Annotated in this window: 23 protein-coding genes; 4 read left to right on the forward strand and 19 right to left on the reverse strand. The window is 38.3% G+C overall.

Annotated features, from left to right (window positions below; genetic code table 11):
- Positions 1-11: 11 nt before the first annotated feature.
- The 8 genes from MB14_RS15470 to MB14_RS15505 all read right to left on the reverse strand — a co-directional run bounded on the left by MB14_RS15470 (position 12) and on the right by MB14_RS15505 (position 3,361).
- Positions 12-452 (reverse strand): VOC family protein, encoded by a 441-nt coding sequence (locus tag MB14_RS15470; RefSeq protein WP_062593172.1) that lies wholly within the window; start codon positions 450-452, stop codon positions 12-14.
- Positions 453-475: 23 nt separating this feature from the next.
- Complete coding sequence (locus MB14_RS15475) at positions 476-775, reverse strand: helix-hairpin-helix domain-containing protein (protein ID WP_062593174.1); 300 nt, start codon at positions 773-775, stop codon at positions 476-478.
- A gap of 11 nt (positions 776-786) precedes the next feature.
- Entirely contained in the window at positions 787-1,269 is a 483-nt protein-coding gene (locus MB14_RS15480) for a dihydrofolate reductase family protein (protein ID WP_246032561.1), read from the reverse strand.
- A gap of 88 nt (positions 1,270-1,357) precedes the next feature.
- A complete protein-coding gene (locus MB14_RS15485) occupies positions 1,358-1,570 on the reverse strand; it encodes a hypothetical protein (RefSeq protein WP_062593176.1) in 213 nt (70 codons plus the stop codon).
- A gap of 21 nt (positions 1,571-1,591) precedes the next feature.
- Positions 1,592-1,966 (reverse strand): DoxX family protein, encoded by a 375-nt coding sequence (locus MB14_RS15490; protein ID WP_062593449.1) that lies wholly within the window; start codon positions 1,964-1,966, stop codon positions 1,592-1,594.
- Positions 1,967-2,094: 128 nt separating this feature from the next.
- Complete coding sequence (locus MB14_RS15495) at positions 2,095-2,502, reverse strand: VOC family protein (RefSeq protein ID WP_062593178.1); 408 nt, start codon at positions 2,500-2,502, stop codon at positions 2,095-2,097.
- Positions 2,503-2,511: 9 nt separating this feature from the next.
- Complete coding sequence (locus MB14_RS15500; protein ID WP_062593451.1) at positions 2,512-2,934, reverse strand: VOC family protein; 423 nt, start codon at positions 2,932-2,934, stop codon at positions 2,512-2,514.
- 16 nt (positions 2,935-2,950) lie between these two features.
- A complete protein-coding gene (locus MB14_RS15505; RefSeq protein WP_062593179.1) occupies positions 2,951-3,361 on the reverse strand; it encodes an SRPBCC family protein in 411 nt (136 codons plus the stop codon).
- A 124-nt stretch (positions 3,362-3,485) separates the two neighbouring features.
- Between MB14_RS15505 and MB14_RS15510 the strand changes: the two genes are divergently transcribed.
- Positions 3,486-4,466: a GlxA family transcriptional regulator gene (locus tag MB14_RS15510; protein WP_062593181.1), complete on the forward strand. Its 981-nt coding sequence runs from the start codon at positions 3,486-3,488 to the stop codon at positions 4,464-4,466.
- A gap of 49 nt (positions 4,467-4,515) precedes the next feature.
- The gene (locus tag MB14_RS15515) at positions 4,516-5,040 is read left to right on the forward strand and encodes a hypothetical protein (protein WP_062593183.1); all 525 of its coding nucleotides are present in this window, start codon (positions 4,516-4,518) and stop codon (positions 5,038-5,040) included.
- 14 nt (positions 5,041-5,054) lie between these two features.
- On the opposite strand, the gene MB14_RS15520 is transcribed toward MB14_RS15515, so the two are convergent.
- From MB14_RS15520 to MB14_RS15545, 5 genes are all read right to left on the reverse strand, one after another.
- On the reverse strand, positions 5,055-6,029 hold the full coding sequence (locus MB14_RS15520) for an NAD(P)-dependent alcohol dehydrogenase (protein WP_062593184.1): 975 nt from the start codon (positions 6,027-6,029) through the stop codon (positions 5,055-5,057).
- 55 nt (positions 6,030-6,084) lie between these two features.
- Positions 6,085-8,418 (reverse strand): tetratricopeptide repeat protein, encoded by a 2,334-nt coding sequence (locus MB14_RS15525; RefSeq protein ID WP_062593186.1) that lies wholly within the window; start codon positions 8,416-8,418, stop codon positions 6,085-6,087.
- Positions 8,415-9,041 (reverse strand): TMEM175 family protein, encoded by a 627-nt coding sequence (locus MB14_RS15530; RefSeq protein WP_062593188.1) that lies wholly within the window; start codon positions 9,039-9,041, stop codon positions 8,415-8,417. Before MB14_RS15530 ends, MB14_RS15525 begins: the two co-directional genes overlap by 4 nt.
- A gap of 231 nt (positions 9,042-9,272) precedes the next feature.
- On the reverse strand, positions 9,273-10,070 hold the full coding sequence (locus tag MB14_RS15540) for an HNH endonuclease signature motif containing protein (RefSeq protein ID WP_062593191.1): 798 nt from the start codon (positions 10,068-10,070) through the stop codon (positions 9,273-9,275).
- 392 nt (positions 10,071-10,462) lie between these two features.
- Positions 10,463-10,891: a hypothetical protein gene (locus tag MB14_RS15545; RefSeq protein WP_062593193.1), complete on the reverse strand. Its 429-nt coding sequence runs from the start codon at positions 10,889-10,891 to the stop codon at positions 10,463-10,465.
- Positions 10,892-11,116: 225 nt separating this feature from the next.
- On the opposite strand from MB14_RS15545, the gene MB14_RS15550 reads away from it, so the two are divergent.
- Positions 11,117-11,413, forward strand: a complete 297-nt coding sequence (locus tag MB14_RS15550) for an integrase core domain-containing protein (RefSeq protein ID WP_084376105.1) — start codon at positions 11,117-11,119, stop codon at positions 11,411-11,413.
- Between the two features lie 63 nt (positions 11,414-11,476).
- Here the strand turns inward: MB14_RS15550 and MB14_RS15555 are convergent, their stop codons facing one another.
- The 4 genes from MB14_RS15555 to MB14_RS15570 all read right to left on the reverse strand — a co-directional run bounded on the left by MB14_RS15555 (position 11,477) and on the right by MB14_RS15570 (position 18,183).
- On the reverse strand, positions 11,477-12,487 hold the full coding sequence (locus tag MB14_RS15555; protein ID WP_062593197.1) for a hypothetical protein: 1,011 nt from the start codon (positions 12,485-12,487) through the stop codon (positions 11,477-11,479).
- Between the two features lie 123 nt (positions 12,488-12,610).
- The gene (locus tag MB14_RS15560) at positions 12,611-13,951 is read right to left on the reverse strand and encodes a serine hydrolase domain-containing protein (RefSeq protein WP_062593199.1); all 1,341 of its coding nucleotides are present in this window, start codon (positions 13,949-13,951) and stop codon (positions 12,611-12,613) included.
- 134 nt (positions 13,952-14,085) lie between these two features.
- Positions 14,086-15,792 carry a gamma-glutamyltransferase gene (gene ggt / locus MB14_RS15565; protein ID WP_062593201.1) on the reverse strand — a complete coding sequence of 569 codons (1,707 nt, stop codon included), beginning with the start codon at positions 15,790-15,792 and terminating at the stop codon, positions 14,086-14,088.
- 6 nt (positions 15,793-15,798) lie between these two features.
- Positions 15,799-18,183: a S9 family peptidase gene (locus MB14_RS15570; RefSeq protein WP_062593453.1), complete on the reverse strand. Its 2,385-nt coding sequence runs from the start codon at positions 18,181-18,183 to the stop codon at positions 15,799-15,801.
- A gap of 295 nt (positions 18,184-18,478) precedes the next feature.
- Here MB14_RS15570 and MB14_RS15575 point away from each other — a divergent pair, with 295 nt between their 5' ends.
- The gene (locus tag MB14_RS15575; protein WP_062593203.1) at positions 18,479-18,844 is read left to right on the forward strand and encodes a response regulator; all 366 of its coding nucleotides are present in this window, start codon (positions 18,479-18,481) and stop codon (positions 18,842-18,844) included.
- 7 nt (positions 18,845-18,851) lie between these two features.
- Here the strand turns inward: MB14_RS15575 and MB14_RS15580 are convergent, their stop codons facing one another.
- Together MB14_RS15580 and MB14_RS15585 are read right to left on the reverse strand one after the other, a co-directional pair.
- Positions 18,852-20,216, reverse strand: coding sequence for a sigma-54-dependent transcriptional regulator (locus tag MB14_RS15580; protein ID WP_062593205.1), 1,365 nt, complete (start codon positions 20,214-20,216; stop codon positions 18,852-18,854).
- Positions 20,217-20,303: 87 nt separating this feature from the next.
- Positions 20,304-21,602 (reverse strand): cryptochrome/photolyase family protein, encoded by a 1,299-nt coding sequence (locus MB14_RS15585; protein ID WP_062593207.1) that lies wholly within the window; start codon positions 21,600-21,602, stop codon positions 20,304-20,306.
- Between the last annotated feature and the right edge of the window lie 11 nt (positions 21,603-21,613).

A 21,613-nucleotide genomic window follows, 5' to 3' on the forward strand; every position in this document is an offset into this window, starting at 1 on the left:
GAAAATTTGACTTACGCTTTTTCACCACAATTGAACATCCATTGCACTCCAAACTTGTCGGTACAGCTTCCGTAATAGTCGCCCCAAAACATCTCTTCTAGCTCTTGCGTTACTTTGCCGCCAATTGAAAGCGCATCGAAGAGCTTTTTGGTTTCCTTTCTGGTGTCGGGCTGAAGGTTAATGTAGCTATTGTTTCCAAAATTCACATTGAAACCCATGCTTTCAGGTGCGTCTGTGCCCATTAAGGTGTGACAATCTAAAATTCGTAATTCCACATGCATTACTAGGTTTTTGTCTTCTTCGGCCATTGGAGGCATTCCTTCTTGGGCTGGAATGTCGCCAAAACGCATAATACCTTCTCCGAAAAACTCTCCGCCAAAAACGGATTTGTAAAAATTGAATGCTTCTTCGGTATTGCGAGAAAAATTAAGATAAGTGCTTACTGATGCCATAATTTTAAGTTTTGTTGTTGGTTTCAATTTGTTTTAAAATGTAAGTTATTTTCTATTAATGCTTCTTTTAAGATAGATATAACCTTTGGGCCAATACCGTGAAGCGATGATATTTCTATTTCGGTGTATTCAGAAAGTTGTTTTAAACTCGAAATTTCCTTTCTCTCTAAAGCCCTTCTTGCAGGAGCGCTAATTAGTGATAGAAATCCAGTTGTTGGTTTTCTGTCTGCTTCACAAATAGGGCAGGTAGGGCAATCGCTGCTTTTGTAGTATTGATGTCCTTTGAGGCACGTTCTTAACTGTTTTTTCTTTTCTGTAGTCACATTCAAATGCTTTATTGTTTTTCATAAGTGAGTAGAACTACGCCACTATTGAATACTTTTGAATCAATAAGCTTAAGGTTTAAAGTTGCTTTTATACCATTAAACAATGAGTGCCCACTGGGTAAAGCAACAGGGTCGATCATGATTTGATAAGTATCGATTAAACCTGCATCGGAAAATTGAGCCACAATACTTCCGCTGCCAAGAATGGTCATATCGCTTCCTTGCGTTTGTTTTAGCTTTGTAATTCGTTCAATAATATTTCCACTGATTATAGAAGTGTTTTCCCATTCTGCTTCTTTTAAAGTGTTTGAGAATACTATTTTTTGAGCCTTATTCATTCCTTGCGCTACCTTAGGAAACATTTCGGCTGCCATTGGGCTAGGCCAAAAACTATTCATCATTTCATAGGTGGTTCTACCAAACAAAAGGGTGTTTTCTGCCTCAAGCGATGCTTCAAAAACTTGGCTTCTTCCTCGCCATGTTGATGCCAACTGGTGTCTTCGTTTAGGTCTTTGTAATAACCATTAAGCGATAAAAATGTATATGAATTTAGTTTACGCATGGTATGTATTCTGTTTTTTATAAAAGTGAAGCTTGACCATTCATTTCTTTTACAAGACGAATAATAGATTTTGTATCGATGATGGTTTTATGGGTTTCGATACGAAGGATTTTATCACAATCTTCTAAATCGAAGTTGGCTATATAGTCTGGAAAGGCTTCTTCAATTTGAGTTAAAATCCTTTTTGCTTTTCCCGCACTGGTGATATTTGTAGCGAAAACTTCGATCATAAACAGTTTGCTGTTAATGCTTTAACTTTTTATTTCTGGATTCAATTTATGATAATGAATATAAGAAAGCACTAACACAACCATAAATATTAAAGGTAAAAGTAAGGCCAAACCGAATCCATCCACTACAGCAAGGCTGACAAATGCTGAAATAAAATCAATAGCAAAACCTGCATAAGCCCATTCTTTTACACGCTTTGGTATGGCTGGAATAATCAATGCCAATGAGCCCAGTACTTTAAACACGGTAAGCATTACGCCAAAATAATCGGGGTAGCCCAAATGGCGAATTCCTTCTACGGCCAGTTCGGTTTGCGAAGTAAGGGCGGGCATTACACCTTCAAATAGAAAAATAAGAATGGTGGTGCTCCAGAAAATGATTTTGCTCCTTTTCATGATATGGTTGATTGAGGTTAGTTTTTGTTGATTTATTACAAATTTGCTCACATAAAATGAGTTTAAGGTGGTGTGTATCCGTCATTGTAAAGGGCTGATTGCGACAGAGATGTATAATGTTTTAGCGTTTATGATCTCCAATGAAATAGCCAATGATTTCCGAATTGGTCGGTAAGCCCTCCTAATAATGCACCCGAATAGGTTTGTTCAATGGGCTGACGAGCTTCACCTTTTTCAACAAGTTTATGAAAGTAAGTATACAGCTCATTTTTGCTCATGCATTCTATCCAAATAGAAACCGCATTACTTTGCACTAAACCTTGTTCTTCAACCATGTCTGTTCCCATCAGCGTGAAATACTTTGTTGAAATGGAAGCATGTAGAATGTATTCCTGCATTTTTAAACTCAATTTCTTGCCCAGTGGAGAGTCGCCAATGGTTTGGAATTGAATTTCGCCACCAAAACAATTATGATAAAAAGTCATGGCCTTGCGACAATTGCCATTGAAGGTTAAAAAGGGGCTAATCCTAGTCATTTTATAGGGTTAGGCATCAATTAGTTTTTGTATTTCGAATTTTGACATTTTTAAAAATGCTTGGACAACTCTTTCTGATTTTTCAGGATCGCTCATAAGTTTGTTAAGGATAACAGGAACAATTTGCCAAGACACTCCAAATTGATCATCAAGCCACCCGCATTGATTGTATGTGCCACCTTCTCCTAACTTCTCCCAATAGAAATCAATTTCCTCTTGAGTTTCGCATTCTATCACAAATGATGTTGCTGGTGAAAATTTATATTTGGGCCCGCCATTTAAACCCATGAACTTTTTCCCGTTGATTTCAAAGTTTACCACCATAGGGGTGTCAGTTGTTATTTTTGAATCTTTGAAAATCGTGCAGTAAAAATCTGCTGCTTCCTTGGCTTGTCCATCAAACCAAAGGCATGGATAAATTTGATTCTGCATAGTCATTAATAGAATTTCAATTTGTCTCCGTGTAAGCCTTAAAGTTATCTAAGATGGCCTGCCATCCATCGCGCTGCATCTCAACTGGGTTCTCGCTTTCCGGATCGAAGGTTTCTATGATTTCAGTAACGCCTTCTTTTTCCTCGAAAGTGATTTTCACGGTTCTGCCATCTTCCATGGTATAAGCAATCAATTGATGCTCGATTACTTCACCATAAATTCCGCCAAAATCGAAACCGAAACTACCGTCTTTGGCTTCCATTCTGGTGGTGAATTTACCTCCTGTTCTTAGGTCGTTTTCAGCGCTAGGTGCATGCCAATCGTCAGATGCTTGGCACCATTGCGTAATGTGTTCTGGTGCTCCCCAGAAATTCCAAACTTTGGCAATAGGCGCATTTACGGTTGCTTTAATTGTGATCTTCTCCATGTTTTTATGTTAAGGTTTTCAACAGGTTACTCTACAAATGTCTGAATTTGCTCTTACATACAAGCGGGGAGATACCGACACTTTATGGGGTTGATTCCGCCAAACTTTTGATTTACATTTAGGTATGAAAACCGTTTCCATATTTGTTCCGGAGTCGTCTGTAATGGAGGCTGTGGCCGACCCTCGCTATATGTTCACTGCAGCCAACCAGTTTTTGCAAGCGGCAGGAAAAACACCCCTTTTCAATGTGCAGTTGGTGGCATTAACTAAAGAAGTGAGGCTTCATGGAGGCGTTTTTTCCGTTCATGCCGATAAACTAATCAGTGAGGTGAAGCAAACGGATTTAATCATTATTCCTGCGCTTTTTGGTGATATGAAAACTGCCGTGGAGGTAAATCAAGAGGCAATTCCATGGATTATTGAACAACATAATAAAGGGGCAGAGGTGGCTTCTCTTTGTGTTGGCGCATTTTTATTGGCTTCCACAGGTTTACTAAAAGATAAAAAATGCTCTACACATTGGGCTTATTATAATGAGTTTCGTGAGACTTTCCCCGATGTGGAAATCATGGACGGAAGCATTATTACTGAAGAGAAAGGAATCTATTCTAGCGGTGGTGCCAATTCCTATTGGAATTTGCTGCTTTATATTCTGGAAAAGTACACCGACCGCGATACTGCTATTCTAGCCTCCAAATATTTTGCGATAGACATCGATAGAAGCAGTCAATCTTCCTTTGCTATTTTCAATGGACAGAAAGATCATAATGATGAAGCGGTGAAGCTAGCGCAACAATATTTAGAAGCGCATTTTCAAGAGAGAATATCGGTAGATGAAGTGGCCAATCATGTAGCGGTAAGCCGAAGAAGTTTTGAGCGTAGGTTTAAACAGTCCACTGGGAATACGGTATTGGAATACCTTCAACGGATCAAGATTGAAGCGGCTAAACGCAGTTTTGAATCCAGCCGAAAAAACATCAATGAAGTGATGTTTGATGTGGGCTATACCGATACCAAAGCTTTTCGCAATGTGTTTAAGAAAATCACGGGGCTAACACCAATTGAGTATCGAAACAAATATGCCAAGGTAGAGGTGGCTGTTTAGTCATTAAGAGAAAAACATTAAGGTGCTTGAAGGTTGTAAATGATTTAATATGAATCTCTTAAAAGAAGAAAAGAAATTCTGGAAACGCCATTTTCGAATCGAAAAGCTAGATGCTATTCCTCCAGTTTGGAGCGGCTATAAGTCGATAGATTCAGAAAACGATGATGACTTTTTCTATTTTTTCACTTTACGAGTTTCATCCATATCGGAGATTTATTTGAAAGACACATTGGTTACGGATGAAGGTGTCAAGCACATTGCTAAGCTTAAGGATTTGGAAACCCTATACTTAAGGAGCCATAGTAAAATCACCAAAGCAAGTATTCCGTTTTTCAATGAAATGGTTTCTTTACAAAGCCTAAACATCACAAAAACAGAAATCACTTTATCCGATTTATGTGAGAATTTAAACAATCAAAGCCTCAAAGAAGTGTTTTTGGACTCAGAACACGATGAAGAAAGTATTCTTGACATGGCCATCATTTTAAAAGAGCGAATGCTAGACTGCAATTTCTATCTCAACTCTAGTTCTGCAACTGATGTTTTCGGAAACCCAATTAAGCCTATTTGCTGAGTTTCGGGTATTCATTAAACCATTCTGATCACCACATTTCCTTTTTTATGTCCTTGGTCTACATAACGATGTGCCTCGGCTATGTTGCTAAAAGTATAGGTCTTATCGATCACTGGTTTGATGCGGCCCTCTTCTAAAAGAGATTTGAGGAGATGTAGGTCTTTGGTTCTTTCTGCTGGCGGACGTAAACCTGTGGTTGCAATCAAGGCTTTCTTTTTACGAAATAGCGCAGTAATGAGTACGTGACCAAGAACATTGAGGCCAATACCTGCTTCCAAAAATCGTCCTTCTTTTGTGAGGGAATTCTTAACCTTTGAGTATTTGATTTTACCAACGGCATCAAAGATGATGTCATATTGTTGACCATTTTTCGTGAAATCCTCGTTTTTGTAATCAATCACATGGTCGGCACCCAATGAATTTACTAGCTCAAGGTTGGTGGTACTGCAAACCCCTGTTACTTCTGCACCATAATATTTGGCTACTTGAATTGCAGAACTTCCCACACTGCCTGAAGCGCCATAAATCAGAACTTTCTGGCCTTGTTTAATTTTTCCTGTATCACGCAGAAAGGGTAGGGCGGTTAAAAAACCATCGCATGTCGAGGCTGACTCTTCATAATTCAAATTAGAAGGCAAGGGCACAATTACCGCATCTTCTGGAAGGGTGATGTATTCGGCATTGGCTCCGAAAGTAGGGCCAGCAGTTCCGAAAATTCGATCACCTTTTTTAAAAAGGGTTACTGCTTTTCCTGTTTCCACTATTTCTCCCGCGAGTTCTTCGCCCAAGGTTTTGATTTTCGGTTTTGTTAAACCCGTAAAAAGCCTTGAGAAATAGGGTTTTCCTTGACGAAAAGTGGTTTCAGTGGCCGTAACCGTAGTGGCAAAAACCTTTACTAAAATCTCATTGTCTTTTGGTGTAGGTATTTCTCTTTCTACGATTTGTAGAACTTCTGGTGATCCGTAACTGTGATATTCAATCGTTTTCATGAATCAAAGTTGGGTCTAATTTAAAGCCTGATCGTTCGGGTTTTTAAATCAGAACTTATTTCATGGTTGCTTCCTTCCAATATTCCTTTGGAGTCTGCCCGGTTACTTTCTTAAAAAAGGTGTTGAAAACCGTTTTGGAATTGAAACCGCTATCGTAAGCCAAGGCCAAGAGGGTGAGGTACCGCTGACTTGTATCGGCTACTTTTTCTTTGAAGTGTTGCACCCGATAGCCATTGATGAATTCGCTGAAATTCTTATTCAAGCTTTCGTTAAGCAGCCAAGAAAGCTGGTTAGGGTTGATCTTTATTTGCTCTGCCAGAGTTCTTAAACTTAGATTTGGATCCAGAAATGGCTTCTCTTCTTCAATGTATTTCAGTAGTCGATTTGTATAATTAAGAGCCGTCTCTTTATCGAGAAGTGCCTTCTTCTTTTTTACTTTTTTAATTTCGGGTACTTCCTGAAAAATCACTTTCTGAAACTCTAGGTATCGAGGGTCCGTCTTGATTGAGTTCACCAAAGGGTCTACAAAATGAAGATGAAGTAATGGTGAGTTGTTTTCCATCGCTTCTTTAATCCATTCAAAGGCTTTGTCATTTTCGCCAGTGGCGGCATAGAGCATAAAGAGATAGGATTGCGCATGGTAATTCTCAATGTTCTGCGCAAATTCCAATAAACGGTTTCTTAGTTTTTCGCTATTAACAGCATCATTTTTAAGCGCGTATGCGATGGCTTGTACGCCAATTTTATCGGCTTCAATTACAATGTCCGATGGAACGGTGTCGAAATAATTGATAGCCTCGTCTAGTCGGTTTTGTTTGATCAGGCAATAGCTTTTGACCGTGTTTGCAGGTATGTTTTTTGGATTATGCTCAAGGCATCGATCTAGAAACTCAATGGCCTGCTCATAATTCTCGGTCTTATAATTATAATAAGCCTTGTAAAAGAGTGTCTCCTGTGAAAGTGGGTCTATTTCAAGCGCTTTATTTAGGTGAAGAAATCCACGATCTCTCTTGCCAGCAATTAAATATAGAAAAGACATGAATTGCTGCGCTTCCACATAATTGGGTTGAATTTCTAAAGCTTTGATGGTTAGCCTCAACGCCTCTTTATAATTTACTGCAGTGAAAAAGGCGAGATTGGCCAATTGATAATACACCCCCGCATGTCGATCGTTGAGCTGATGCGCTTTATGGGTAAGCTGAGCGGCCTTTTGCCATGCTTCGGCATGATCCATAAAACTTGTGGTGGCCAAAAAGCCGTAGCAGTCGGCCAGGCCTAAATAAGATTCAACATGCTTGTCGTCCAATTCAAGGGCCTTATCATAAAGGGAAATGGCCGTATGCATGTCCTCTGGGTTCCATTTATTGAAATGGAATCGGGCTTTGAGGGAGTATTCGTAAGCATCAAGACTCTCGGTTTGCTTGGTCACCAAGTGTTCTTGAATCTCGAAATGACCAAATTGTTCTCTTAATTTATCTGCAATCAAAAGACTTATTTCGTCCTGAATTTCGAATACGTTTTCGAGCTGGCGATCCCAGGTTTCCGACCAAAAGTGATAGTCTTCAGCTACATCAATAAGCTGCGCGGTAATTCGAATGGCCTTGCCCGATAGACGAATACTGCCTTCTAGAATAATACCTACATTCAGCTCTTTCCCAATTTGTGAAATGGGGATGTTCTTGTTTTTGAAATAGAAAGAGGAAGTTCTGGAAGTGACTTTTAGGGCTTTGACCTTCGCTAAGGCGTTGATAATCTCCTCGGTCATTCCATCGGTAAAATATTCATTTTCTGGGTCGCTACTGAAGTTGGCAAAGGGCAAAACAGCAATCGTTTTCAAATGCTTCTTCTGTTTTCCTTTAAGTTCAGAAGGAGAGGGTGTTTTAATACCGTCATTGTTTACTGCAAACACCTCAACGGGTTCTGTGATGTTTTTAAGTTCGAAACGGCCTAACGAAACGGTTGAAATATGGAGGTGATTCTTAAGCTCTTCGTTGAGTTGTTCTGAAATCAGAATAGCTCCAGCAATACCCATACTTTCTATTCTGGAAGCAAAATTTACCCCATCACCATATATTTCGATACCATCAAAAACAATGTCGCCAATATGGAGCCCAATCCGAAGGGGAATACCATCTTCTGTTCCTAACATTAGTTGTATGGCAATGGCGCACTCAACGGCTTCTACACCGCTTTGAAAAGCACTTAAGGTTCCATCCCCAAAGTATTGGATGATTTCGCCATGATGTTCTTGATGTTTATTTTGAAAAACCTCGCGGTGACGTGCCCTTACTGTAGCAGCTGATTTTTCATCCTTCTGCATGAGGGCAGTATAACCCACTATGTCGGTAAACATTATGGCCGCCAACCTGCGGTTCTTCTGCTTATTCATGTCGAAACAGTTTTATTTATCTTCTTTTTAAAGTGAGCATTAATAAAGGCTTGAAAGATAAAAATAGCGATAAAAAAGAACCTAGCTATCCAAGGAAAGAAGAAACCAAGAATGGCTGCAACTGCCCATACCCCAAAGGAGTTGAAGGCACGCCAACTTTCCCATTGTCCGGTAATTGGGTTCATGCCTTGTGTGGTTATTTCTTTTTTCACCACGTAACGCACAATTAGGTAATTAAAGAGACCAATTGCCGCTAGGTTGAAGCTGTAAAAAATAAATGGCCCTAGAAGATCAAATCCATTCACGTAAAATGAAGTAGAGAAGGGCATAAGTACCACAAAAAGCAGTAGAAAAATATTGAGCCATAAGAGCTTTTTATCAAAATCCACCACATAACTCATAATGCGCAAGTGGGCAATCCAATACACCGCAGTTACTAAGAAGCTCACCAAAAGACCAATAAAGTTTGGAATTAGACCAGCCAAAATGCCCCAGGTGCCTTTTTCGGCTACGGCTTCATAAGTGGGGATGGCGACTTCTAAAACCAACAAGGTCATGGCGATAGAAAATACTGCGTCTATAAAACTGATAATCCGGCCTCTTTCGAATGGTGTTTTGGTCATTAATGCTTTGGGTTAAAGCTAAAAATAGTAAGAATTACTTTAAGGTAGGAATAGGAGTTTTAGTTGAGAGAGATTTCTTCATCATAAGCTTATGCTTGAATATCACTTGTTTTCTTGCATTGCTTGCGCTGAAGCTTTCACTGATGACTGTAGCTTCTGGCAAAGGGTTCATCGAAGGAACAATGATACTCTGAATTGGATATATTCTCCTTGATGGAGACTTAATACGATTTAACTTAAGAAGACTATTTTGTAAGCTGTATTTTCTGAGTTGCAGTTTAAGTAAATCACTGGAATATGGAATTCGAAATCAGCGAACCTAAAAACAAGTCGTAAAACTTTCCTTGTTTTAATTGGGCTTACATAACCTTGAAATTTATCTATAATCTCTACTTCAACCTTACAATAGTCATTTGCTGGAATTACAATTTGATTTTCAAAGAGCAATGAAGTGATGTCTCCTTCTCTTGGGATTTCGATAGTGTATTTGCCAATTGATTTTAGTTCATAAGTTCTAGGAATACCAGAAAGTCCACTTGGAAGATGATCTACCTTTAGATTTAGCCCTTCGAATAATTCTGAATAGTTGCTGTTATTCTTTATTGTAAATATTAGTACAGGATTGAACGTTTTCTCTGCATCAATACCATCAAACCAAAAGGATGAGTCAAGGCTGGAGTCTTTTTTCCAAGAGCATACTTTGGATAAATTAACTGAAACGAATTTCATCCTATGACACGATGATTGAGACTTGAGTAATTCTATATACGATCGCTCCAAATCTCCTTTTGTGATTTTAGAATGACATGTTGGGCAAACCAAAATAAGGTTACCAATAGCATTGTGAGATGGGTCTTCATCAATGTGATGAATTTGAAAATGCTCAGGATCATCGGAGTTGCAAATTGGACATCTAGATTCAATCTCCTTTTGAAGGATTGATCTTTTCTTGATTAACTGAGGGATACTTTTTCTCTGTTTTGCCACTTGAGTAATGATTTTGCTATGAAAAATTGCACTGAGCGACATGCATATAGTTAATGTTAGCCTTATTATTTGCCCTTCAAATACTCAGCGTATGGGAGCTTAGCTTCAAAACGTTCTAGAACATAAGCTTCAATATTAGTTTCTCCCAAACTTCTTGCTTTATCAAGAGCCTCCCAAGCTTTTATGTATTCGCCAAGCTGAAACTTTACCAGTGATCTTTGGTAATGCCCATAACTATAGTCAGGTGATAATTTTTCAGCTATACTGAAGAGTGAGTCAGCTTTTTGTAATAATGGTTTATGATGTATAGGTGTTTACTTCTGAATTAGAACTGTTTTGTTTGTTTATGCTTTCGTAATCAAGTAATGTTCTTTGTTTTATATTAGAATAAGGCAACATATTAATAAGATGTTGCCTTATTAAATATTTAAAATTTAGAATATGGTGCCAATATGTTGAAGATCATCCAAACAGGCATAAGACATATCTCCAATTCCTAACGGCAGTGGTGCAATATCGACATACCAGTTTGTGCCTAGAATCAGAATATCTTCAAAAACAGCATCTCCACATGATGTAGACGAAACTTCGCTAGTGGAAAAGCTCACATTATAAGACCCTACAATTCGGTATGCTGTGTTATTACCACAACCTGCAGAAGATGACATATCAACAACAATGTCATACTCTTGTCCATAAGGTGCGCTAAATACATTGTACTGAACTCCGCCTCTATAAAGAGACAAAGTATAATCGTCAGTTGACCCCAAGCATGAGTAAGACTCATCAATAATGGGTAAATTTGGAGCTGATAGGGGAATGATCCCTAGTCCTAATAGAGTTATTAAAATAAAGGTTTTCATAATTAATAATTTTGTTGATGATATGTAATTTAAATAAAAAATATGATTTATTTAAATTATTAGGATTAATAGCTTTTTTAATTTAATTGTTATTGAATTTAATTAATTATTTATATTGATGTTTGAGAAATGATGAGTGTCTCATACCTATTATTTTATTCATTCATGCAATTATTTGTGTAAAGCTATTACAGGACAACCAGATCAACATAAGCATGACAGAGCATAGGAGACCCGCCCGAAAATGCAATAACAGAGAGAGTCAATGGCATTATAAAAAATGAATACATGAATGACTATGAGGTAGATAACCTCACAGAAGCCAGAGCTTTGCTCAAAGAAATAGTGAAACTATACAATAAAGAAAGGCCGCACATGATTTTAGGCATGTTAACTCCAGAACTGGTACATGCAGAAAGCCTAAAACCTAAGAAAGTATGGAAGAACTATTACGAGAAAAAACCTGATATTGTAAACCTAGATCAGGACAATCAAACAACTGTAAATCTATTACAGTACTAAATGTTAAACCTGTAGACTTTTTTCAGGACGAGTCAAGTTTAAGTTCTCGCTCTGTTAATATGATTAATACCTAAACAAACGATTTTCCACCTTGATCAATTTGTTGTTTTCGTATGTCATTCGTTTGATCCAATTGCCATGCGAATCGTATTCATAGAAAGTCTTAAATCGGTTTACAAAAACGCCATTGATGGTTCTACTCTCATATTCTAGCAAATCTTCACCCACATATAATTCTTTAAAGCTAGACCGGTATTCAGTGGTATCGATGCTAGAAAAATAGCCTGTAATTTCCACCCTTAATGAATCTTGTAGAACAGTCAGGTTTTGAGATTTCGGCCTTTTATTAAAGCCATATTCGGTAGAAATTTGAACGGACGAATCAGGGAAGTATTGATATTCAACTCTACTTTCAAGCTTTTCATTATTGAATTTCTTACGCATTAATTTGTTGCCCTCGCTACTATACTGGTATTCATATACATAAGTGCTTTGATTCTGATTACCCAAAGAAACTTCAGTTTCAACATCTCCATAGTCATTGTAAACAAACCTTTGTTCACTTTTTAGATCAGATTCACCAAAAAATTCCTTTCTAGAAATGAGTAAATCGTTTTCGTTAAAGGTTAGAACGGTTTTAGTGTACACAGTTGAGTCTCGTCTTAATCGTAGCTCTGTTTTTGTATTTTCAATGTCGTTGTATTGGTAGAAAATCCAAGGTGTTGGGGCATCGTCTGTAAAGTATCTGATCGCTTTGATTCTAAATAGTGAATCGAAGGTATAGCTGGCCAAAGTTGTTTTTCTGGCATTCAGATTCACCTGATAAATGCGGTTGTTCTCTAGCAGGTACTCTTGAATTATTTCTGATAAGGAGATATGTGTTGCCTTATCTGCATATTCCTGAGTTTGAATAGTGTACGAGCGAGGGTTACCTTCAGTAGGCTGAGTAATTAATGTTTTAGATAATTCTGACGGAAAAAAGTCAATGTTTTGCTCTTGTGCCTTAGCATAGCAGAAAACACATAGGAACAGTAATGAAGCAATACAAAATCGAATTCTTGACAGAGAAATCATTGCGTATAAAACATTGATTGACAGCATAGGAGCTGAAATACCATTATTAACAACCAACCACTAATATAGTAGGCTTTAGGTAAATTCTACGAATAATGATTTCGTCTGAGTGTTTTCTTTTACCTACTGTTTCTTGAAAACAAATTGCTGACCGCCTTGCTTGAGTGTGAAAGTGGAGTAATTCACCTCATTTTCTGTTCCTCCAAATACAATTACTATTGCTGCCTGTTTATACCCGAATTCTCTATGACTAAAAGGTGTAAGTGGAAAGGCAGCTTGTCCTGTGGCCTGTGCGGTTATTTTTCCACCTTCGGCATTGATTACGATTTGAATAGGTAGGGCTTCGGATGAAAACAGACCTGAGTATTTTTTCAGATTTTCTGTACTTAGTTCGATGGGGTTTTGATCAAAATTAGGTAGGGTAAAATCCTTGTTGTAATAAATGCTCAATACTCCAACAAGAATATCATTGAAGGTGATCGTAAGTCCATTCGTTAAAACCGAAATGCTCAAATCGTCCACTTCAAAATGATAAGCGCTAGCCTCAAAATTGTCTATTCTTCCGTTGTGGCCGAAAGCACTTTTTTCGTAAAACGGAACTGAGAATAAACCATGACCTAAACCATTTTTGATCTCTTTCATTTTGGCTAATGATTTAGCTGAAACAAGCTTATTGTTGAATAGGGCATAGGTAAACTCATTCAAGTCATTGGGGGTAGAAACGATTGCTCCTGCCGAAAATGGAACGCTCATATTCGATTCTAATGGAAAGTTAGTCCATTTCCCGTTTTGGAAATTCATTGAATTGGCTTCGTTTTTCTCTAGTTCAATTTTATGGCCATAGGCCGTGGTTTTTAAACCTAATTTATCAATGATTCTTGTGTTTAAATGGCTTTCATAGCTTTCGCCTGTGAGTTTTTCTATGATTAAACCTAAGAGTACATAGCCGCTATTGGAGTAGGAAGTTTGAGTGCCCGGTTCAAAATCAGAAGGTTGACTTTTAATGATTTCTAATAGTTCTTCCTTAGATTTTTCTTGAGTCATTATGCTCTTGAATGAGGGCGCATTAGTAAAATTGAAAATACCACTTTGGTGACTTAAAAGGTGTGCTATGGTGATTTTATCAGCGTTTTTTATCTCTGGAAAAAACTGACTCACTTTTGTGTCTAACGTAGTTTTACCTTCCTCAATCAGTTGGAAAATAATTACTGCGGTAAAGGTTTTAGTAATAGAACCAATCCTGAATTTTGTGTTGGAATCAATTTTTCGTTGGTTCTTATCTGAAAGAAATCCAGCATAATTTTCGTAAACGGGTTTATTGGATTTGGAGATGGCAACGGCCAAGCTTGCTTTGTTGTTTGCTTGAAGTGAATTGATGTAAGTATCTAACTTTTGTTTGTCAAATTCTTGGGCAGAAAGAATAATACTACTGAATAGGAGGGAGATGAAAAGCAGCTTCTTCATGGCTTTTATTTTAAAGTTATAAAATAAAAATAGCCTGTAATTGGTCTCCAAAAATTATCGATTGATAAATGGAGTCAATTACAGGCTAAATGGATTTAAGAAAGGTTAAATCCTTGTTGCTTTTCTTTTTACTCTTAAAAACCCGAAGCGGCATCGTCACCACGTGGGTCTGCTCCGGCTTCTAGTTTACCGTTTGGCATTACCAAAATAGCGTCTACACGACCAATTCCTCCCGTAGTTCTGAATTTATGTCCTTTGGTTTCTAAGGCTTGAATTACTTCTGCACTCAAACCATCCCGTTCATACCTAATTTCGTCTGGTAACCATTGGTGGTGAAAACGAGGTGCGGTTACCGCTTCTTGCATTCCCATTCCAAAATCAGTTACGTTGATAATGGTTTGAAAAACTGAAGTGATAATGGTTGACCCACCTGGTGTTCCTACCACCATAAAGAGTTTTCCGTCTTTAGAAACGATGGTGGGTGTCATCGAACTCAACATTCTTTTACCAGGAGCAATAGCATTTGCTTCGCCACCTACTAAACCATACATGTTGGGAACACCTGGTTTTACACTAAAATCATCCATTTCATTGTTTAACAGAAAGCCTGCGCCACCCACAAATACTTTAGAGCCCATACCACCATTGAGTGTGGTAGTGATCGATACAGCATTGCCTTGCGGATCTACAATTGAAAAATGAGTGGTTTCCATACTCTCATTAGGAGCAGGCTGACCTGCACTCACTTCGCTACTTGGTGTTGCTTTGTTAGGGTCAAAACTCTTCATTCTGTCCTTAATATAATTTTGGTCTTGAAGACCTTTTAAGGGTACATCATAGAAGTCAGGATCACCCAAATGTGCGGCACGATCGGCATAGACCCTTCTTTCGGCTTCAACGATCAAGTGAACCGCTTCGGTGCTATGGAAATCCATATCACTGAGTTTATAGTTTTCCATGGTTCCGAAAAGTTGGGCTAATGCAATTCCTCCACTTGAGGGAGGTGGCATTGAAATAAATTCGTATTCACCATAAATACCTTGAATAGGAGTGCGCCAAACGGCTTGGTATTGTTCCAAATCTTCATGTGAAATAATACCGTTGCCTCTTTTCATTTCGGCAACAATTAAATCAGCTGTTTCGCCTTTATAGAACCCGTCACGACCGTTGTCGCGAATTCTTTCTAGCGTTTTTGCCAGTTCTGGAATTCTCACTAAGTCGCCTTCTTTCCATTCTTTGCCTTCTTCAGCCAAAAAGAAATCAGGCATAACCGTATTGAACTCCATAAAAGACTTACGGTTGCTGTTCAGGCCAGAAGCTTCCCTAGCGGTAAGTACCCATCCTTTAGAGGCAATATCGATGGCAGGTTGAACCAGTTCGGCCCAATCTAATTTTCCATATTTTTTATGGGCTTCCACCATTCCAGCTACAGAACCGGGAACGCCTGCGGCCAAATGTCCGCGTGTACTTAAACTAGAAATAACATCTCCGTTGTCGTCAAGGTACATGTCACGTCCGCCTGCATTTGGTGCTTTTTCACGAAAATCGAGTGTGTTGGCTGTACCATCGGCCATACGAGTGACCATAAAGCCACCGCCTCCAATATTTCCAGCGCCAGGATATACAACGGCTAAAGCAAATTGAACGGCTACTGCTGCATCTACTGCGTTTCCGCCTTTTTGCATTATTTCCTTCCCAACATTTGAAGCAATTGGATGTGCAGAAACTACCATAGCTTTAGTGGCAATAAGGCCTCTGGCTATGTTTGGATCATCAACTGGTTCTTGATTTTGGCAGGCCACAAGGGCCAGTGCCAAAATCGCTGTTATAAGTTTTTTCATTTGAGGTTATTTCTTGCCTATGGTTGTTTCAAACAACTTGAAAATCCTTTTGTATTCGTCTGTCCAGCTACTAGGGGTAGTGAAACCGTGATTTTCAACAGGATAAAGTGCCATTTCCCAGTTGTCTTTACCTAATTCAATAAGTCTTTGAGCCAGTCTCACTACATCTTGGAAATGAACATTGGTATCTACCATACCATGAGCAATCAACAAGTTGCCTTGTAAACCTTCGGCAAAGTATATAGGTGAACTTCTTTTGTAGGCAATTGGGTCTTCAATAGGAGTATTCAAAATGTTAGACGTATATCCGTGGTTATAATGAGCCCAGTCGGTAACTGATCTTAGTGCAGCGCCTGAGGTAATAACATCGGGGTGATTGAACATAGCAAACAACGTAATGAAACCACCGTAAGAGCCACCATACATTCCTATTTTACCTGGATCAACACCATATTCACTCACCAATAGCTTGGCTCCATCAATATTGTCTGAAAGGTCTTTTCCGCCCATATGTCGGTAAATTCCAGTTCTCCAATCTCTTCCGTAACCAGCACTACCGCGATAATCAATATCTAATACAGTATAACCTTTTGCCATTAGCATGTTGTTGAACATGTACTCTCTTAAATAGCTACTCCATCCGTAATGTGCATTTTGTAAATAACCAGCTCCATGAACGAAAATCACACCCGCTCCATTTGGATTTTCAGGCTTGTAAACTCTCGCGTGTACCATTTCGCCATCTTGGGCTTTGAAGGTGATTACTTCTGGTTGATACCAGGTGTATTGTTTGAAACCCGCTTGCAAACTCTCTGTTACTTTCTTTTTAGCTGCGCCTGGCTTGTTAGGTTGAATAAATAATTCGGTAGGGCGGTTAGTATAAGAGTAAAGAATGGCCAGATATTTCTCATCAGGAGAAAGCGTTACATCATTATGTCCGTCTTCCGAAGTGATCTGAGTTGGCTTTCCGCCTTTAAGTGGCATTGAATAGAAATGGCGAATACCTGGATGCTTCATGTTTGCAGTGAAATACCAAGTTTTTCCATCATTAGAAAGCTGAGGATCATACACTTCGTAGTTGCCGGAAGTAAGTTGTTTTACTACACCAGTCGACAGATCGTGTGTATAGAGATGAGAATAACCTGATTTCTCTGATTGATAATAAATGGTTTTGTTATCCGGCAAGAAGTTCATTCCTCTTCCAATTCCAGGGCCTGCAATCCAAGCTTCATCGCGTTGACGGTCTACAGGAATTAAATCACCTGAAGACGGAAGCAATCTCATGATCCAAAGGTCTTTATTGTCTAATGATGAGAATTGTACAACAGTATATTTACCGTCATTTGACCATACAATATTGCTAGCCGATACTTTTCTAGGTTCTTTAGAAAAACTTTTGTCGGGGTAGTCTTTTACATAATCTGGCAGATCTGAAATACCTGGTAATTGCTTAGTATCTAAAATGTAAAAACTGTCAGCCTCGATATTGTAAATACCAATTTCTCTGTAAGATTGGTCTCCGCCAACTTTAGGTCTTGCATTAATATCAGTAGTGTATCCGCTGCTAGTTACATAGTTAGGTACAATTGTGTTTTTTGCAGGGTTTTCAGCTGCAACCCATACACTGAAACTTACATATTTTCCATCAGGAGAAAGTTGTAATCCACTTACATTGTCTAGCTCAATTTGTGACATTCTTCCTTCGCCTTGGCTTTGTTGGAAGAACCTTTGCCCCGCAGCGGAAAAACGTCTTGGTCTATTTCTTTGCTCTCTTAAAATTTCAGAAGTAGTTTGTTGGTCATCAGAAATCCATTTGTCTTGGTCTCTATTTCCATCTCTAGTGGTAGAAGGACGGTTAGGTCTATCTTCATCATCTTCTGCTATTTTAATATTTGTTAATTGTTTGATTAAGCCTGTTTTGGCGTCAATCGAAAATAAATTATTATCTGAGATAAAGGTGATTACAGATTCATCACTATGGAAAGAAGGGTTTGATTCTCTGGCTACTGTAGAGATGATCTTCGTTTCAGTCATGGTTTTTACATCCATTGTGTAGATGTCGCCAGAGCGCTCAAAAACTATTTTAGAACGGTCTTTATTGTACCGGTAGTTTGAAGGAAATCCTTCGCTGATATCTTCCGCTTCTTGTGGGTTGTTGCCGTCTAAGCCTACTTTATGATAACTAGGGAAGCCCTCTCCGCTAGGGTTCCACATAAAAAAGAGGGTTTTGCTGTCTTTCGACCATTGAGGTCTTGAGGGTAAAATACCCACAAACTGGTCGGGCTCTTGCATTAACTCTTCAACAGTAAGTTGAGAAAGTGGCTTTTGTTGGGCAAAACCTAAGAAGCCTGATACGATTAAAAAGCTAATCGTTAGTAAAAATTTCTTCATGGTAATTGATATTTGATTGTCGACTTTCATTTTTTCAAAGGCAATGTAAGCTAAGCATAGTGTTTTACTTTGCTTAGTTTGAACATGGAAAAATAACTAAAAAAGAAACACTTGAGGTTTAGCTTTTTATAAGAGGTAATTATCGAAGTTTAGTCAGTAATTGGGGATTAGAATCCCGAATTGGGAACGTTTAGAGCTTAACGAAATTTGATATACGATTTAAATCTATTCATTTTGTTATTTTAAACACTTTGTACTTTTTAGGCACGAATTCAGCACGAAAGTTAGTAGTGCTATGAAGAAAAGTATATTAATTCTAGAAGATGACTCAGCCACAAGGTTTCTCTTGACGCATTATCTTTCAACAGAATATGATTTGTCGATTTACGAAAATGGGCTAGAAGGCTTGGCTTGGTTGGAAAAGGGCAATAATGCGGATTTGATTATAACTGATTTAGAAATGCCTAAAATGGATGGTTTTCAGTTTATTGCCAGAACTCGAAATGATGATAGGTTTCGTGATATACCAATTCTAATTACTTCAAGTTTAGATGAGGCACAGGCACGTAAAAAAATCAAATGCGACTGCCCTTACTTTCAAAAGTCAGCTGAGTTTTCTTCGTTAAAAAGTTTTGTGTCAAGAATGCTGAATGAGGTGTAAAGGCAAACTAAATACCCTCTTCTTCCATTTCTTTTAAATACCTATAAATACTAGACTTACCTATATCGAGCTTACTGGCCACTAAAAGCACGTTGTTGTCATGCTTGTCCAAAAAGTGTCTAATAATTTTAAAGGTATAGTCCTTCAAGGTCATTTCATCCATTAAGAATTGGCCTTCTTTCGCTAATGAATTAAACGTAATATCTTCTTCCTCAATTTGATTGTTTTCGCACATTACGGCAGCCAATTCAATTATAGATTTTAGCTCCCTCACATTGCCAGGATAACCGTATTTTAAAAGTTTGGTTTGAGCTCCTCGGCTTAGGCTAATTTTTCCTAAACTGTTTTCTTTGGCAAAGTTATTTAGTAGGTGTTTGGCAATGAGTATGATGTCTTTATCTCTGTCTCTTAGCGGTGGAAGTTCGATTGGAATACCTAATAACCTATAATACAAATCTTCTCTGAAAGTGCCGTTTTTAACTTCTTCTGCTAGGTTTTTATGGGTGGCAACTAAAATTCTAACATCAAATTTCACCGATTCATTTCCGCCAATACGGTTCAGTTCTCTTTCTTGTATAACCCTCAGTAGTTTGGCCTGAAGGTTAATGTCCATTTCACCAATTTCATCTAAGAAAATAGTGCCGCCATCTGCCTCTTCAAATTTCCCTTTTCTGCGTGCCATAGCACCTGTAAAAGCACCTTTTTCATGGCCAAATAATTCGCTTTCAATAAGGTTGTCTGGAATAGCGGCAATGTTTACGGCTACAAATGGTTTTCCTTTTCGAGCAGAATTGTAGTGAATGGCTTTTGCAATTACTTCTTTTCCAGTTCCTGTCTCACCAGTAATAGAAACGGTTATGTTGGTTTTTATGGCTTTGGCCAAAAGCTTAAATACGCTTTGGATGGCCTTGCTTTCACCAATAATACTTTTTTCAAATTCGTATTTTTCACCAATTTCTTCGCGAAGCTGAATAATTTCTTCCTTTAATGAGGCGTTTTTCTTAGCATTATTAATCGCATTGAGAAGCCTGTCTTTGGTTTCTTCGTCTTTAGTAATGTAATCATAGGCGCCTACTTTTAACAAGCCAACAGCCGTATTAATATCCTCTTGAGAGGACACTACAATCACATTTGTTTCTGAATTATTTCTTTTAATGGCTTTTAGAACCTCGTTTCCTGTCATATCGGGTAGTGAGTAATCAAGGGTCACTACTGAAGGATCCTCATTTAGGTGAGCAATGCAATCTTTTCCATTGGAAAATACTTTAACCACATGGTCTGGGTTTAACTCAGCGATGTACCTAAGCATCTTCTGATAGACTGGGTCATCTTCTACAATAAAGATTTTTACTGGTTCTGGTATATATTCCATTAAAAAGTATGGCTGACGAGTATCGCGAAGATATTAATTAAATAGGCCTAAAAAAAGCACCTAGGATAGGTTTAGTAAATACTGATTTTATGCAAGTGCAGCTTTGTAGGTATCAAGGGCTCTTTGTCGGGCAAACTTATGGTCAACCATTGGTTTTGGATACTTTGAAGTGCCAAATTCGGGCACCCATTTTTTAATGTATTTTAATTCTGGGTCGAATTTTTTGGTTTGTGATTCTGGGTTGAAAATACGGAAATAGGGTTGGGCATCGGTACCTGTTCCTGCTGCCCATTGCCAGCCGCCATTGTTTGAGGCTAAATCAAAATCGAGCAATTTTTCGGCAAAGTAGGCTTCGCCCCAGCGCCAATCTATCAGTAGGTGTTTAGTGAGAAAACTCGCTACAATCATTCTTACCCTGTTGTGCATAAACCCCGTTTGATTTAGTTGTCTCATGCCAGCATCAACGATGGGGTAACCAGTGTTTCCGGTACACCATTTTTCGTAACCTTCTTCATCTTGCAACCAAGGAATGTGGTCATATTGGGTCTTAAATGCATTATTCACCACGTGGGGGTTATTGGCTAATATCATTGCATAAAAATCTCTCCAGATCAGTTCGTTAAGAAAGGTTTTGTTAATGCTTTCGGCTTTTTGTGCCAATTGCCTAATACTTATGGTGCCAAATCTTAAATGAATACCTAAACGCGAAGTGGCATCTTGGGCTGGGAAGTCCCTTAACTCATCATATTTTTTTATCAGTTCTTCTTTCAGGCTGTCTGAGGGTATGTTGATTTCTGTTTTCTGAAAACCTATTTCTTTTAACGAATGGATTTCTGCTTGCTCAGTAGAGAACCAATTTTCGGAGTTCAGGCCATTGGGTAATATGGTTGGTTTGTTCGTTGTGTATTTTTCTAGCCAGGCCTTACTGTAAGGGGTGAAAACTTTGTAGAATGTACCGCTTCCAGATACAATTTCTTCTTTCTCAAAAATCACATGGTCTTTAAATGTGAAAAAACCGATTCCTTTTTCTTTTAAGAAGGATTCTATCTCTTTATCTCTTTCTTTAGCATAGGGCTCATAGTCTCTATTTGTATAAACCGACTCGATTTCATACTCATCTGTAAGTGCCTTGTACGCATCAATAGGAGTAGAGTAGAATGTTTTTAGTCTTGCTCCTTTTGCACCTAATTTGTTATTCATTTCAGCAATGGTATTCTGAATAAATTCTACTCTCGCATCTCGCTTGTTCTCTAGCTCATCGAGAATGTTTTTGTCAAAAATAAAGATGGGGAGTAGAGGAAGGTTTTCTTTGAGAGCGTAATAAAGTGCTGTATTGTCTTCAAAACGTAGGTCTCTTCTGAACCAGAATACATTGATTTTCGGCATGAGTAACTTAG

The sequence above is a fragment of the Roseivirga ehrenbergii genome, assembly GCF_001593005.1.
Taxonomy (GTDB): Bacteria; Bacteroidota; Bacteroidia; order Cytophagales; family Cyclobacteriaceae; genus Roseivirga; species Roseivirga ehrenbergii.

Coding starts and splice junctions, on each gene's coding strand:
- MB14_RS15470 (WP_062593172.1), bottom strand. CDS start 452: ATGGCATCAGTAAGCACTTATCTTAATTTTTCTCGCAATACCGAAGAA.
- MB14_RS15485 (WP_062593176.1), bottom strand. CDS start 1,570: ATGATCGAAGTTTTCGCTACAAATATCACCAGTGCGGGAAAAGCAAAA.
- MB14_RS15490 (WP_062593449.1), bottom strand. CDS start 1,966: ATGAAAAGGAGCAAAATCATTTTCTGGAGCACCACCATTCTTATTTTT.
- MB14_RS15495 (WP_062593178.1), bottom strand. CDS start 2,502: ATGACTAGGATTAGCCCCTTTTTAACCTTCAATGGCAATTGTCGCAAG.
- MB14_RS15500 (WP_062593451.1), bottom strand. CDS start 2,934: ATGCAGAATCAAATTTATCCATGCCTTTGGTTTGATGGACAAGCCAAG.
- MB14_RS15505 (WP_062593179.1), bottom strand. CDS start 3,361: ATGGAGAAGATCACAATTAAAGCAACCGTAAATGCGCCTATTGCCAAA.
- MB14_RS15510 (WP_062593181.1), top strand. CDS start 3,486: ATGAAAACCGTTTCCATATTTGTTCCGGAGTCGTCTGTAATGGAGGCT.
- MB14_RS15515 (WP_062593183.1), top strand. CDS start 4,516: ATGAATCTCTTAAAAGAAGAAAAGAAATTCTGGAAACGCCATTTTCGA.
- MB14_RS15520 (WP_062593184.1), bottom strand. CDS start 6,029: ATGAAAACGATTGAATATCACAGTTACGGATCACCAGAAGTTCTACAA.
- MB14_RS15525 (WP_062593186.1), bottom strand. CDS start 8,418: ATGAATAAGCAGAAGAACCGCAGGTTGGCGGCCATAATGTTTACCGAC.
- MB14_RS15530 (WP_062593188.1), bottom strand. CDS start 9,041: ATGACCAAAACACCATTCGAAAGAGGCCGGATTATCAGTTTTATAGAC.
- MB14_RS15540 (WP_062593191.1), bottom strand. CDS start 10,070: ATGTCGCTCAGTGCAATTTTTCATAGCAAAATCATTACTCAAGTGGCA.
- MB14_RS15545 (WP_062593193.1), bottom strand. CDS start 10,891: ATGAAAACCTTTATTTTAATAACTCTATTAGGACTAGGGATCATTCCC.
- MB14_RS15555 (WP_062593197.1), bottom strand. CDS start 12,487: ATGATTTCTCTGTCAAGAATTCGATTTTGTATTGCTTCATTACTGTTC.
- MB14_RS15560 (WP_062593199.1), bottom strand. CDS start 13,951: ATGAAGAAGCTGCTTTTCATCTCCCTCCTATTCAGTAGTATTATTCTT.
- ggt (WP_062593201.1), bottom strand. CDS start 15,792: ATGAAAAAACTTATAACAGCGATTTTGGCACTGGCCCTTGTGGCCTGC.
- MB14_RS15570 (WP_062593453.1), bottom strand. CDS start 18,183: ATGAAGAAATTTTTACTAACGATTAGCTTTTTAATCGTATCAGGCTTC.
- MB14_RS15575 (WP_062593203.1), top strand. CDS start 18,479: ATGAAGAAAAGTATATTAATTCTAGAAGATGACTCAGCCACAAGGTTT.
- MB14_RS15580 (WP_062593205.1), bottom strand. CDS start 20,216: ATGGAATATATACCAGAACCAGTAAAAATCTTTATTGTAGAAGATGAC.
- MB14_RS15585 (WP_062593207.1), bottom strand. CDS start 21,602: ATGCCGAAAATCAATGTATTCTGGTTCAGAAGAGACCTACGTTTTGAA.